The organism is Pseudomonas sp. ITEM 17296, assembly GCF_028895205.1.
GTDB lineage: Bacteria > Pseudomonadota > Gammaproteobacteria > Pseudomonadales > Pseudomonadaceae > Aquipseudomonas > Aquipseudomonas kermanshahensis.
This window is the reverse complement of sequence record NZ_WJRS01000007.1, coordinates 101,110-114,279: the sequence shown is the minus strand read 5'-3', so window position 1 is coordinate 114,279 and position 13,170 is coordinate 101,110. Positions and strand designations below refer to the sequence as shown.

Below are 13,170 nucleotides of genomic sequence, written 5' to 3'. Positions count from 1 at the left end.
AGTGCTCGCCGTCGCATAGGTGAGAGGTGGGCGGCGAGCGGTTGCCCCTGAGGACCGGGGCCATCTAACTCACGTCGATTGCTTTGCTTCGTCGGCGCGGCGGTCCAGGTAATCGGCCAAGTCGTGCAGGTAGATCACGTGCTGCGCCTTTAGCGAGTTGTGCAGCTTTTTAAGCTTCAGCTGGATCTGGCCCTTCTGGACGAGTTCCTTGAACCGGCGATCAGTCTTGATGTGGGGAAAGTAGTGCTCCCGCACGGCAGTTAGCGTCGGGCAGGGGGTTGTCCACTGATTGCGCAGTTGGGCTAGCGTGTCCCTCATGAGTGTTCCTCGGCCCTCTGGTACCGGGGCCTGAGCTGGGCGCGGACAGCCTCCACAAGGTTGTTCTTGCAGTGGCCTTTTGTGTGGGCGCAAATGTCCCCAAGCTCATCCAGCACGATTACTCGGAATGGACGGGCCTTATCTGCGGTAGGGGTGATGTAGGCGACTTGGTCGGTTTCCAGCACTGTATTCACGGATTCGAGTGCCTCCCTCATAACGGCTGCTGCCTGCGACTCGGTACCAGAGTCAGCTCGGCCATTGGCCACGTCTTGCAGGAAGTCCCGCAGCGCCAAGTACTTCGCTGCATCGCGCCGTTTCAATGTGATCGAGCTATGTAGTGGCCCGAAGCGCACGCTGAGACGGTGAACCTCGTTGTCGTTCTCGACTTGAATCACTGCATCGGTGGTGGTTTCCGGCCGTTGTAGTGGGCAAGTCGTGAAGCCGCCTTCGTCCAACGTTTTCTGAAGCAGCATCACGCGCTTCAAAGAGAGCGTGTAATCGGTCATGCGGCACCCCCTGCGCATTGAGCGGGAATCGCTTGAGCTGTACCGAATTGGTTGATGATCACCTGCAGTCCGGTGCGGCGCTGGAATGCCAGAACCTTCTGCACACTGGTGCAAGCGGTGGGGTGAATCAGGACTGTGCCTGGCTGTTTGTACTGTGCTGATTTCATGGTCCGTGTCCTTTGAGTGAGAGGTGACACGGGCCAAAATTAGCAAAAGCTAAAATTTACATCAATAGCAATTGCTAAATTATTTTGGCGTGGCAGTACCTGCCTCATGGCCGGTAGCTGCGAACGGGGAAGGGGGGGTTACAGCTTTTTTGCGTTCCAGGCGAGCAGCACGCGAGCCTGAATGTGCATTCGATCAATCATGGATAGATCAATCGTAATCGGGGGGTAGATCGAGTTGTCCGAGATCATTCTGAGCTGCCCGCCAGTCAGACGCTGGAGGCGCTTTATGTATAGGTCGCCGTCCAGTGTGAAGACATAGATCGCATCTGTTTTGACCTCTGTAATCCCACGGTCGACCAGCAGTGCATCACCGTCCGCGAACGTGCCAGTCATGCTGTCGCCGTTGCCTGAGATGATCGCCAGATTGTCGACCTTTGAGAACGTTAGGCCCTGCATCCTCAGCCAGTCGAGGTGCACGGTCATGTCGCGTATCACTTCAATGTGCATATAGGGGGCTGCCTTGCCATGCCCCATCGATGCCGCGATGTCCAGGTGCGGTATCAGTATGAAATTCTTGTCCTTGGCCGCTCGGGCCGAGAGGTGAACGACATTGTCCGGGGCTTTGTGGGTGGGGCTCTCCGATGGCGGAGAGGTAAGCATCCCTGCAGTAAGCCCGATCTTGAGCTCTAGATTGAGCGCAGCCTTTTCCCCCAGCTTCCGATGGCCGTTCAACAGTTGCGACAGATACGACGCGTCCAGGTCATGAGCCTCGGCGAATTCCTTCTGGCTCATGGTCCCCATGATCTTGCGGAGGGAGGCGATACGCCTTTCGTTGATATCCATGTGGTGATGATTGCTTTCCGTTAGCAAACAGTAAATTACAAGATGCTATTGTTTTGCTGATTAGCAATTGCTAATCTCGCCGCCCATGGAGGTGTCTATGACGCTTAGCGAGTACCTGAAAACGATGGACAAGGAAAGGCTGGCAGCCTTCGCCCGCGACTGCGGGACATCTGCCGGCCAGCTGAAGCAGGTGGCTTACGGAAACCGTCGTGCAAGCGCCGGCTTGGCTGTAAGCCTGGACCGAGAAACAGGCGGAGTTATCCGCTGTGAAGAGATGCGGCCTGATATCGACTGGGCCTATCTGAGAAACGCCAGAAATTAAGGTGCTGGACCGGGGCCTCTCACCTCCCCAGTCCAGCGACGACGACGCACAGCACAGTACATCGGTCGTGGTTGTAGGATAGGTCCTACCTGTTCCTGTGACTACACCGTAAATCGAGGTTTTACGGTTATGAGTCGCATTGATCTTTTGCCGGGTGCAGGCCCGGTGCTCACCTTGCGGCAGGCGCTCTATCGCGCAGGTCGTGATTATCGCGGCGGTATCACCAAGCTGGCCTTCGACATGGGTCTTGAGGTCGACACGCTGCAGAAGAAGCTTCACCACAATGAAGAGCGCCGCTGGCCGACCCCAGACGAGCTGGAAGAGATTGTGCAGTGGACTGCCGACCCTCGCTTGCTTGACGCTCTGGTTCGCCCAGCGGGAGCTGTTTGGTATCGCCCTGAGCCGGTACCTGCTACCAATGATGCTTTGAAGGCTGTCGGCAAGTTGCTTGAAGAGTCCGGCGAGTTTGTCAGCAGCTTGCACGATGGGGCGTCCGACAACGTTTGGACTGCGGCGGAGGTTCTGGACCTGGAGCAACGGGGGATGGATGTTATCCGCCAAGTGCTTTCCATCATGGCGGGAGCACGCCAAGCGATGGAGGACCGCTGCCATGGCTGATGCAGCTGACATGGCCAATGATCAGGCCGAATACTTCCTACAGCTTTCCCTCCTGCGCCATGCCCGGGGCGACGCTAGGCCAAGCGCTCAGTATTGTGTGGACTGCGATGATGCGATTCCGCTAGGCCGCCAGCGGTCAGTTGCTGGCTGCCAAACCTGTGTGGATTGCCAAGAGCTGCGGGAGCGACGCAGATGAGCGAGCGCCCAACTCCTACCACAGCTGATTGGGCGCGGCGTTACATTCATACCTTCAACCTCGCCTTGGTTCCTATGGAGCCAGGCACGAAGGGGCCGACGCAAGAAGGCTGGAATAAGCCCGGCGGCTATTTCACTGATGTCGCAAGCGCCGAGCAGTTTTGGACCGCAAATCCGAGTCACAACCTGGGCGTTGTACTCGGTCCGAGCCGTGTCTGCTCCCTTGATGTTGACGACGTTGAGTTCACGCGGCTGGTGCTGCAGCAGACGCATGGCGTCGACGTTGATGCGCTCGCGAATTCATATCCTACCTCTGTGGGCAATCCCGCACGATTCCGCATCATGTTTCGTGTTCCTGATGGCGTAGAGCTGAAGAAGCATGCCCTTGTTTGGCCGAACAAGAATGACCCCGACGGCATTATTCACAAGGGGCTGATGGCTCAGGTAAGGGCTGCAGTCGATGCGAAAGATGAAGCCAGGGAGGCGGCACTCCGCATGGCTGCTGAGCCATTCAAAAAGCTCACCGTGTTCGAGCTTCGCGCTGGTCTAGTGCAGGACGTATTGCCTCCGTCGATCCATCCGGGTACTGGCAAGCCGTACACCTGGCGTAAGGCGCCGGACGCAAACGGTTTGCCTGATCTGCCTGGGGAGTTGCTGGCAATCTGGCAGGGTTGGGAAGAGTTCAAGCCGAATGGCGAGGCGTTGTGCCCTTGGAGGCCTCAGCCAGCTGTTCCAGTGAGTAGACCTGCTGTCGCTCCCCGCCCCGCAGCTGCCCGTTCTGGAGAGCCGCTGCCCGAGGTCATTCCTGAGTTCAACCGCATCCACGACATCGCCACGATGATCGAGGCGCATGGCTATAAGCGAGTGGGCAGCAAGTGGTTGTGCCCGCAAAGCAGTTCAGGCCTTCCAGGCGTGACGATTACTGACGACAAAAAACTGTACTCGCACCACACCTCTGACCCGCTGGCGAATGGACACAAGAACGATGCGTTCGATGTGTTCTGCATTCTGATGCACAACGGTGACCAGCGGGCAGCAACCCGAGCTGCTGCGCAGATCCTGGGCATTGACGCCAAGGCACGCCCGCCGACTCCGCCGCCATTGGGCGAACTTCCCCAAGCCCCATCAGTGGTCGAGCAGGCCGTACAGGGCGAGGCGGGTGCAGCCCCCGATGAGGCTGCCGATGTTGAGGCCCGACAAGGTGATTCCAGCACGGCCGCCTCCTCGGCCGACGGGGGGCAAGGGGGGGAGGGGCTAGTGCTAAAAAGCGCCAAGCGCCGGTTCGCCCTGGTCGAAGGCACCACGAACGTGTGGGACATGGACAAGGGGCAGTCAATGAAGCGGTCGGGCTTCGAAGCCTTAGTCGGCAAACCTCTTGCCAAGCAGTGGATGGAGAGCACCGACAAGAAGCTGGTCTCGTCCGAGCAGGTCAAGGAACTGGAGCAGGCCCGCAAAATGTCGAGCAAGAAGGGCGGGGCACTGAACCTCGCACCGCTCGACCGCTATGTGTACATCGACGGTACCAAGGAAGCTTGGGATCGGGAGAAGAAACGGCGCCTGCCCGAGGGCAGCGTGAAGATGGCTTTGGGGGATGCATATCAGCTTTGGCTGAACAGCCCAAGTCGCCGGGTGGTTGACGTCGACCACATCGTGTTCGACCCGACAATGACCAAAGACCCTGCGATCTACATCAATACCTTTGAGGGCTTGCCGCTTGAGCCGGTGCGGGATGACGCTGCCTGCGAGAACCTGCGGTGGCTGATTTCGTTCCTGTGCAACCACGACGCGGTTGCGTTGGACTGGCTGGTCAAGTGGCTGGCCTACCCGCTGCAGCACATGGGCGCCAAGATGGACACCGCGGTGTTGTTCCACTCCACGATGGAAGGCTCAGGCAAGAGCTTGCTGTTCGCGGACATCATGGGCGAGCTGTACGGCAGGTACGGCGCGACAGTTGGTCAGACCCAGCTCGAAGGCAACTTCAATGCCTGGCAGAGCGGCAAGCTATGGGCGGTGTTCGAAGAGGTTGTCAGCCGGGACCAGCGTTACAACCAGGTGGGCAAGATCAAGCACATGATCACCGGCAAGACGGTGCGCATGGAGTCGAAGTTCATCAACGGCTGGGAAGAAGCCAACCACATGAACTCGGTGTTCCTGAGCAACGAGATCATGCCCTGGCCGATCAGCGAGAGCGACCGGCGAATGCTGGTGATGTGGCCGCTTGAAACGTTGCCGCCCGAGCGGCAGAAAGCAATCGCGCGTGAGCTGGCTAACGGTGGTGTCGCGGCGCTGTACGGCTGGTTGTTGGACGTCGAGCTGGGTGAGTTCAACCAGCGCACACGCCCTCCGGAAACAGAAGCCCGCCAGCGATTGGTCGAGCTGAGCCGCACGGCCTGGCAGACCTTCTTCTATCTCTGGCGTGCCGGGGAGCTGGGGCATGGTCTATGGGGCTGCTGCCTGACCTCGGACGTTTACGCGATGTTCTTGGAGTGGTGTTCCCACAACAAGGAGAACTCCATGAGCCACACCAAGTTCTCGTTGATGTTCAGTGCGAAGGTGGAGAAGACAAGGGCCATCCCCTGGTCAGATGGCAGCAACCGACGGTTCGCGGCGTTCTTCTTCCCCAGTGACGGCGATCCTTCCCTGCCCCCATCCGCAGTGGCGGCCGAGCTGGGCAAGAACGTCGTCGAATGGCGTGCCCGGGCAAAGCTGGCTGGGTGGAACGTGGACGGTTGGGACCACATCAAGAGGCTCGCAGCATGATTACGTCGGCAAGTGTGTTGGGTGTGTTGGGTTTGTGTTGGGTTGGTTTCGGTAAGCCAACACAGGTTAGAGCCCCGAATTCCGTGGCGTGGATGGCATGTGTGTTGGGTGTGTTGGGTTTGCGCACGCGCGCGCGCAGGCGCGCTTTTTTTAACAGTGATTCCGAAGGTGAGAAAAATCCCTATGCGAGCCTCGATAAACCCAACACACCCAACACACTCGACTCATATTCGCTTAATCCATTGAGTTCATTGGCTTTCGAGTGTGTTGGGTTTGTGTTGGGTTTGACTAAATGTGTGTTGGGTAGTGATCTGGAGGCTGCCGATGAGCAATGACCAAGGTTTGCGCCTACAGCAGCAGGTGGACCTCGCACTGCATCGCATGGATATGGCGGCGCTCATCGACCAGGCCGAGCGCCTGCATCTGGTTGGCGAGCTAATGAAGCATTGGGGGGAGCAGCGTTCTCAGCTTGGGCTGGAGGCCAGCTTGGGTAGCCAGATGGGCACCATCATGGAATGGAAGGGCTCAGCGCCACGCGGCGGCTCGTCAGGTTCGCGCATCTTGGTCTCGGGTGCAGGTCTCGACCACGCCGCGGCTGAAGTTGACGCGGCAGTGGCCCAGTTGGAGCGGCGAGACGCGCGGGGGGCCACGTTGGCCAAGCTGGCTCACCATCGATACCTCTTTGGCACAACGGTGCGGATACAAATGCGCGAAGTCGGGCTGGCTGAGGATGCTGATCGCACCTACCGGAACTGGGTAAAGGCCCTGCACCTTCAGGTGTTTGCCATCCTGGCTGCTCGCGCTGGCCGAGTCAGGCAACAAACCGTTCGTCGGGTAACTATGCGCCGAGTGTGCGCCGAAGATGCGCCGAAGTAGCGCCGAAGCGGATAACCGTAAATAGGCACTTTTCGGTTTTTCCGGTGGCATGTACAAAGGCGTCACGATATCAAAAGTGCGCTTAGGCGCTTCCCCCACAAGCACTGTGCTGTGCAACCCGCTCCGACCTGTCGGAGCATCGGAACCCTGCCAGCCGGCGGGGTTTTCTTTTTCCGGCGCCGTGCTTTGCCAATGAGGCTTATATGAACAGCGAGCAACAAACGTTAGCCGAACTGCCGATCTGGATGGTGATCGTGCTGTCCCTGGTCGGCGGTGTTTCGGGAGAGATGTGGCGGGCAGACATGGCGGGTGCTCGCGGTTGGGGGCTGATTCGCCGATTGGCGTTGCGCTCTGGTGCCTGCGTGACCTGCGGTCTTTCGACCAACATGCTGCTGTACGCCCTGGGCGCTTCGGTATGGGCGGCAGCAGCGGTTGGTTGCTTGGCTGCGATGGCCGGCGCCGATGTTGCTATCAACCTCTACATGCGTTGGGCCGCGAAGCGCCTTGGGCTGGAGCAGGCGCCGCCCCGGGCCGGCGAGCCGGGACAGTGACCCGACCGGCAGCCCCGGCGGGCCGGGGGACCCTGGCGATATGGCCGGGGTACGGGACAGGAAACCCGCGGCTTTTTGTTAGCGGGAGGTTCACCAGCTTAGTGAACTGCGGTGAACTGGTTAACCCCCTGAATTCATTGGGTGAACTGGACTTTTCGACATGACGTACCTGACGAAATCGGAGTTCGCTGCCCGTCACGGATGGTCGAAATCCTATGTCTCTAAACTGACCAAGCAGGAACGGCTGGTGCTGACCGACGACGGCAAGGTCGACGTCGAAGCCACTGAGCTGCTGCTGACTGAGTCCGCCGATCCGAGCAAGGCAGCTGTGGCTGCCCGACATGAAGAAAACCGCGTTGAGCGGGATGTCCGAAGCCAGCTCCAGCCCGGCCTCGGCCCACTAGCGGTGTTGCAGCCGGATCCAGCACCTGGCGGGGCTCACAATTTCCAGAAGGCGAAGGCGCACCGCGAGTACTACCTCGCCCAGTTGGCCGAGGCTGAGTTCAACAAAGTTCAAGGCAATCTGGTCGAGCGAAAAGCGGTGGAAGATGCTGCCTACACGGCAGGCCGGATGCTGCGCGACCAGTTATTTGGGCTCGCCCCGCAGCTCGCCGCCGAGCTGGTCGGTATGAGTGATCCGTGGGAGATCGAAAAGCATCTCGCGAGCGCCTTCCGCCGCGTTCTAACCGAGGTCAGTAAGATGAGCGATGCCGACCTCAACCTAGCCATCACAAAGAGCTGAGCCTATGCCCACCGGATACGCAGACGGTGCCGAGGTGTACCGCGAAGCGTATTGCCGAGGGCTGACGCCTGACCCTGAACTATGGGTTGATGAATGGGCGGACGAGTACATGCGGATCCCGCGTGACACCGGCGCCGCCGAACCTGGCAAATACCGCACCGCGCGCACACCCTACGCACGTGAACCAATGCGCTGCCTTTCTCCCGCGCACCCGTGTAAACGGGTGGTGACCAAGGTCGCCTCGCAGCTGATGAAAACGCAGATCGCCCTGAACTGGATCGGCGCCCTGATTCACATGGCCCCATCCAACATCCTGACACTGCTGCCCAGCCTGGGGCTGGCCAAGCGCGTGTCGTCCCGGATCGGCAAGACAATCGACGCAACGCCCGAACTCAAGGCGCGCGTGGCAGCTAACCGCTCCAGGGATGCCCGCAACACCATGGACACCAAAGAGTTCGAGGGTGGCACGTTGTACGCCACCACCGCTGGCTCGGCGGCGAACCTGTCTGAGCTGTCGGCGCGGTACATCTACGGCGATGAAGTCGACCGCTGGGACGTTGACGTAGACCAAGAGGGCGATGGCATCAAGCTGGCCGAAGCGCGCGGCAGTACCTTCGGCCGTAACGCAAAGTTCTATTTCTCCAGTTCCCCGCTCATCAAGGGGGCCTCGCGGATCGATGACCTCTTCATGATGGGGGATCAGAGGCACTACTACGTACCATGTCCAACCTGTGGGCATATGCAGATCTTGAAGTGGGAGCGCCTGCTTTACTCCGAAGACTTCAGCACGGTGCATTACCAGTGCGAAGGAACTGAGTGTGATGTGCTGATCGATGAGCATCACAAGGCAGAGATGTTGGCCAAGGGTGAGTGGCGAGCCCATGCTCAGGGGGACGGCGAGACAGTGAGCTTCCACCTCAATGCGCTCTATGCGCCTCTGGGGTGGCATTCCTGGACCATGCTGGCCCGCGAGTTCGAGGGGGCAAAGCGCGCCCAGGATCGCGGCGACTTGGAGCCGATGCAGGTGTTCTACAACACCCGTTTGGCAGAGGTCTGGGACAGTGCAGTCGAGCAAACCAAGGCCGAGGTACTTCAGGCCCGTGCGATGCAAGAGGACTACGTTCTTGGAACCTTGCCCGTGGGGGCGCTTGCCTTGACGGCCTCCGTCGATGTCCAGGCCAATCGCCTGGAGCTGATGGTGATGGCTTGGGGGACTGGCATGGAACGCTGGGTGGTCGATCACCAGGTAATCCCCGGCGACCCGGCCGACGAGCGTACTTGGTCACTGTTGGACGAGCGGCTGAAAGTCCGGTACCGGCACCCCTGCGGCGTGAGGCTCGGCATCCTGGCTACAGGCATTGACTCCGGCGGTCACCACACCCACGAGGTCTACCAGTTCACCCGTGTCCGCCGTTGGCGCAACGTGTTCGCGCTTAAGGGCGCAAGCAAGCCGGGGCGGCCCGTAATCGCCCAGCGGCCGTCGCAGGTGGATGTCACCTGGAAAGGCCAAACCGAGCGCAATGGTGCGGAGCTTTGGATCGTCGGTACCGATACTGCCAAGGATTGGATCTACAACCGCTACAGCTTTGAGAAAGGTCCTGGTGCGTTGCATTTCGCCAAGGACCTACCCGACGAGTTCTTCCAGCAGTGCGTGGCCGAGCGAAAGGTCGCCCGCTACGTGAAGGGCTATAAGCGGATTGAGTGGGTCAAGGGCAAGGCCGACCGCAACGAGGCGCTGGACCTGATGGTTTACAACTTGGCCATGGCCAACTTCCTCGGCCTGCACCGCTATGGAGAACAGGACTGGGACAAGCTGAGGCAGGCGCTAGCGCAGGCCAACTTGTTCGAGCAAAACGAAGCGGAGCCAGCCCGGCCCGAGGCCAGCGAGCCAGACGACGACCAGGACGACGAGATCGATTCGCCGGCTTCTGTACCTGCTCCGGTCAAGCGCAATGTTCCGCCACCACCGCCGGCTCCACGAGCCGCACTCCAACCCATGCAACGCCGCAGCTCCAGCAGCGGCTATCTCAAGAGACGCTGACATGGCATACACAAAGGCACACCTCGACGCTGTCGAACGGGCGATTGCGCGTGGTGAAAAGACCGTCCGGTACACCGACCGCACCGTTGAATACCGGACGGTCGACGAGCTGATCAAGGCTCGTGACCTGATCCGCACTGAGTTGACCGCTGCCGCAGGCCCCCGCTCGCGGGTGACCCGCGTCTACCACGGGGGCAAGGGGCTGTGAGCGGACGCTACCTGTCCCTCGGTCGTTCGGGCATTTTGGTGCCCGAGCGAATCAAGGCCAGCTACGAAGGCGCCGCCGAGGGACGGCGCTCATCAGGATGGGATGCGCCTGACACCGGCGTGAACAGCTTGATCATGCCGGCTTTGCGTAACCTGCGCTCCCGCTCCCGCAGCGCGGTGCGCAATGACCCTTATGCTGCCAATGTCATCGACAAGCGCGTCAGCAACCTGATCGGTACCGGCATCACGCCGCACCCGCGGCTGCTCGACAAGGCTGTCCGCAAGGTGATGCAAGAGCTGTGGGAGGACTGGGTTGATGAGGCTGATGCCGATCAGCTCACCGACTTCTATGGCCTGCAGGCGCTGGTGGCCCGTACGGTAGAGCAGTCGGGCGAGTGCTTCATTCGTCTGCGTCCGCGCCGGCTGGAGGACGGCTACGCGGTACCGCTGCAGCTGCAGTGCCTATCGCCAGAGTTTGTCCCCCATGACAAGTTCGAAGTCACCCGTTTCGGCAACGTCATTAGGGCCGGCATCGAGTTCAACACCCTGGGCCGGCGCGTGGCGTATTGGTGCTACCGCAACCATCCCAGCGACAAGTCCTCTCTCAATGTGGGCTACAACCAGCTGGTGCGGATTCCGGCTGAGCAGATGCTGCATGTGTTTGAGCCCTTGGAACCCGGGCAACTGCGCGGAGTACCGCGCTTGGCACCGGTCTTGAAGCGTCTGCGTAGCCTGGACAACTTCGACGACGCGGTGTTGTTCCGGCAAGAGGTCGCCAACCTATTTGCCGGCTTCGTTCGCAAGCCAGCCCCGGACGGCCCGCCGCAACTCGACCCGCTTACCGGGGCGCCGGTCAGATACGACCGGGACGGATTCACCCCGATGGTAGGGCTAGAGCCCGGCACGATGCAGGAGCTGCTGCCTGGTGAGCAGGTCGAGTTCTCGGACCCGCCGGACGCCGGCAACAACTACCCCGACTTCATGCGGCAGCAGCTGATGGCCGCTGCCGCTGGCTCGGGGTTGCCTTACGAACTCATGACTGGCGACATGCAAGGCGTGAACGACCGAGCGATCCGGGTGGTACTGACCGAGTTCCGTCGACGCTTGGAGCAACTCCAGTTCCAGGTGTACGTCCATCAACTTTGTCGGCCGGTACGCAAAGCCTGGATGGACATGGCTGTGCTCGCCGGTGCGCTCGACCTACCTGACTACGCACAGCGCCGCCGTGAGTACCACCGTACACGTTGGGTACCGCAGGGCTGGGCTTACATCCATCCGGTGCAGGATGTTCAGTCGCGCAGCATGGAGATCGCTGCAGGCTTCGCATCGCGCAGTGAGGTGTGCCTGCGTAACGGTACGGATGCGGAGGTGGTCGACGAAGAGAACGCCGCCGATATCGCCCGGGCGAAGGCTTTGGGCCTCAACTACAGCAGCTTGCCGGCCGTCGAGGATGACCCTGATGAGTCCGGCGACAAGGGGAAGAAATGAAAAAGCTGATGCCGTTTCGCATCTTTAACAAGGCGCCCTCGGTGCAGCAGATCGAAGACCAGCATTGGTACAAGATCAGCGCGGCGGCTGAGGGGCAGGGCGATGCCAAGGCCGATACCACTCCCATCGAGATCTACATCTACGGTGAGATCGGGGGCTGGGGCATCACCGCGAACGAGTTCATTCAGGACCTGAAAGCGATCGATGACGGCGCTTCACCGGTGGTGGTGGCCTTCAACACTATCGGTGGCGATCTGTTCGATGGGTTAGCTATTCACAACGCGCTAAACCGGTTGGGTGAGCGCTGCACCGCGCGTGTTGATGCTCTGGCGGCCAGCGCTGGAAGCGTCGCTGCGTGCGGCGCCCACCGCCTGGTGATGGCTTCGAATGCGATGCTGATGGTGCACAACCCGTGGACCTGGACCAGCGGTGATGCCGAGGACTTGCGCCGGGTGGCTGACGTCCTCGACCAAACCTTCGAGGCGATCATCGCGGCATACAAGGCCAAGGCGCCGGGCATCGACGATGCCGAGCTGCGCCGTATGGTCAACGATGAAACCTGGTTGACTGCGCAGGAAGCCCTCGCGCTGGGCCTGGCTGACGAAGTGGGCAACGGGGTCGAGGTCAAGGCGTGCCTTGGCCAGGGCGCGGCGATGCAGCGCTACCGTCAGACACCCAAGGCGCTGCTTGATCAATTGGCCGACCTGCCGGAGGCAGCGAGCGGCCAGCCGGCAACACCGCCTGACCCGCCAGCGGCTGACCCTGGCGACTCTACTGCGCTGGCCTTGATGATCGCTCAGGACTGCGCCAAGGCGGGAATCAGCAACTTGGTCGAGCCGTTGATCGCTTCCACCAAACTGGCCGACAAGGCCACGGTGCAGGCTGCTTTGACGCGTGCGAAGGGGGTCCGCGATCTCTGCGTAGCTGCTCGGCTGCCGGAACTTACCGTTGAATTTGTGCAGGCTGGCTTGGAGCCGGATGCGGTGCGGGCTCGGCTGTTCGAGAAGCTGGTCAGCTCCGGCAAGGGTTTTGAGATCGACAACAGCCTGCCGCCGGCCGATGACGAGCCAGAAAAGGTCAAGGCGCAGTTACCCAATCCATCCAGCATCTGGGCTGCCCGCCGGCAGGCCGCCAATAAAGGAGCACGACCATGAGTAATATCCGCCAGGAGCCGGTTCACACCGGTGAGTTCCTGCTTTCCGAGGGGCCGGGAAAGATCTCTCGCGAAGCCATCAATGTCGCTGCCGGTCCTGGAATGGTAGCTGGCCAAGTGCTTGGTCTGGTAACGGCCAGCAGCGAATTCACTGCCTACGACCCCTCAGCAGAAGATGGCAGCGAAAAAGCTGTATGTGTTCTCTATGCCTCTCTCGGCGAATCCGAAACCGTTCGGCGCGGCCGCGCGGTGGTGCGGCTGGCCGAGGTCAGTGAAGCCCTGCTGACCGGCATAGACGCCGATGCGGAACAGGCATTGGCAGCGCATTTCATCATCCTGCGCTGACCCGACTCTCTTTCACCCCAACCCCGCCCTGAGCGGGG

The 13,170-nt window shown here is 60.6% G+C and carries 16 protein-coding genes; 12 read left to right on the top strand and 4 right to left on the bottom strand.

Features of this window, described 5'->3' with window-relative positions; all coding sequences use genetic code 11:
- Positions 1–69: 69 nt before the first annotated feature.
- The 4 genes from GIB19_RS10880 to GIB19_RS10865 form a co-directional block, all read right to left on the bottom strand.
- Positions 70–318, bottom strand: a complete 249-nt coding sequence (locus tag GIB19_RS10880; protein WP_012270872.1) for a pyocin activator PrtN family protein — start codon at positions 316–318, stop codon at positions 70–72.
- Positions 315–824 (bottom strand): hypothetical protein, encoded by a 510-nt coding sequence (locus GIB19_RS10875; RefSeq protein WP_274885500.1) that lies wholly within the window; start codon positions 822–824, stop codon positions 315–317. Before GIB19_RS10875 ends, GIB19_RS10880 begins: the two co-directional genes overlap by 4 nt.
- Positions 821–991 carry a hypothetical protein gene (locus GIB19_RS10870; RefSeq protein ID WP_274885499.1) on the bottom strand — a complete coding sequence of 57 codons (171 nt, stop codon included), beginning with the start codon at positions 989–991 and terminating at the stop codon, positions 821–823. The genes GIB19_RS10875 and GIB19_RS10870 overlap by 4 nt, the downstream gene beginning before the upstream one ends.
- A 138-nt stretch (positions 992–1,129) precedes the next feature.
- Positions 1,130–1,834, bottom strand: coding sequence for an XRE family transcriptional regulator (locus tag GIB19_RS10865; RefSeq protein WP_274885498.1), 705 nt, complete (start codon positions 1,832–1,834; stop codon positions 1,130–1,132).
- Between the two features lie 97 nt (positions 1,835–1,931).
- Between GIB19_RS10865 and GIB19_RS10860 the strand changes: the two genes are divergently transcribed.
- The 12 genes from GIB19_RS10860 (at position 1,932) to GIB19_RS10805 (ending at position 13,132) form a co-directional block, all read left to right on the top strand.
- Positions 1,932–2,156 carry a transcriptional regulator gene (locus GIB19_RS10860; RefSeq protein ID WP_274885497.1) on the top strand — a complete coding sequence of 75 codons (225 nt, stop codon included), beginning with the start codon at positions 1,932–1,934 and terminating at the stop codon, positions 2,154–2,156.
- Between the two features lie 129 nt (positions 2,157–2,285).
- Entirely contained in the window at positions 2,286–2,774 is a 489-nt protein-coding gene (locus tag GIB19_RS10855) for a phage regulatory CII family protein (protein WP_012270875.1), read from the top strand.
- Entirely contained in the window at positions 2,704–2,970 is a 267-nt protein-coding gene (locus GIB19_RS10850; protein ID WP_446731375.1) for a TraR/DksA C4-type zinc finger protein, read from the top strand. The genes GIB19_RS10855 and GIB19_RS10850 overlap by 71 nt, the downstream gene beginning before the upstream one ends.
- Positions 2,967–5,729 (top strand): DUF5906 domain-containing protein, encoded by a 2,763-nt coding sequence (locus tag GIB19_RS10845; RefSeq protein ID WP_274885494.1) that lies wholly within the window; start codon positions 2,967–2,969, stop codon positions 5,727–5,729. The genes GIB19_RS10850 and GIB19_RS10845 overlap by 4 nt, the downstream gene beginning before the upstream one ends.
- Positions 5,730–6,053: 324 nt before the next feature.
- Positions 6,054–6,605 carry a hypothetical protein gene (locus GIB19_RS10840; protein WP_274885493.1) on the top strand — a complete coding sequence of 184 codons (552 nt, stop codon included), beginning with the start codon at positions 6,054–6,056 and terminating at the stop codon, positions 6,603–6,605.
- A 203-nt stretch (positions 6,606–6,808) separates the two neighbouring features.
- The gene (locus tag GIB19_RS10835) at positions 6,809–7,156 is read left to right on the top strand and encodes a phage holin family protein (protein ID WP_274885492.1); all 348 of its coding nucleotides are present in this window, start codon (positions 6,809–6,811) and stop codon (positions 7,154–7,156) included.
- Between the two features lie 160 nt (positions 7,157–7,316).
- Positions 7,317–7,898 (top strand): terminase small subunit, encoded by a 582-nt coding sequence (locus GIB19_RS10830; RefSeq protein WP_274885491.1) that lies wholly within the window; start codon positions 7,317–7,319, stop codon positions 7,896–7,898.
- 4 nt (positions 7,899–7,902) lie between these two features.
- Positions 7,903–9,939, top strand: coding sequence for a phage terminase large subunit family protein (locus tag GIB19_RS10825; protein ID WP_274885490.1), 2,037 nt, complete (start codon positions 7,903–7,905; stop codon positions 9,937–9,939).
- Position 9,940: 1 nt separating this feature from the next.
- Complete coding sequence (locus GIB19_RS10820; RefSeq protein WP_274885489.1) at positions 9,941–10,147, top strand: phage head-tail joining protein; 207 nt, start codon at positions 9,941–9,943, stop codon at positions 10,145–10,147.
- Positions 10,144–11,634, top strand: a complete 1,491-nt coding sequence (locus GIB19_RS10815; RefSeq protein ID WP_274885488.1) for a phage portal protein — start codon at positions 10,144–10,146, stop codon at positions 11,632–11,634. The genes GIB19_RS10820 and GIB19_RS10815 overlap by 4 nt, the downstream gene beginning before the upstream one ends.
- The gene (locus GIB19_RS10810) at positions 11,631–12,788 is read left to right on the top strand and encodes a head maturation protease, ClpP-related (protein ID WP_274885487.1); all 1,158 of its coding nucleotides are present in this window, start codon (positions 11,631–11,633) and stop codon (positions 12,786–12,788) included. The genes GIB19_RS10815 and GIB19_RS10810 overlap by 4 nt, the downstream gene beginning before the upstream one ends.
- Complete coding sequence (locus GIB19_RS10805) at positions 12,785–13,132, top strand: head decoration protein (RefSeq protein ID WP_085274133.1); 348 nt, start codon at positions 12,785–12,787, stop codon at positions 13,130–13,132. The genes GIB19_RS10810 and GIB19_RS10805 overlap by 4 nt, the downstream gene beginning before the upstream one ends.
- Positions 13,133–13,170: the final 38 nt, after the last annotated feature.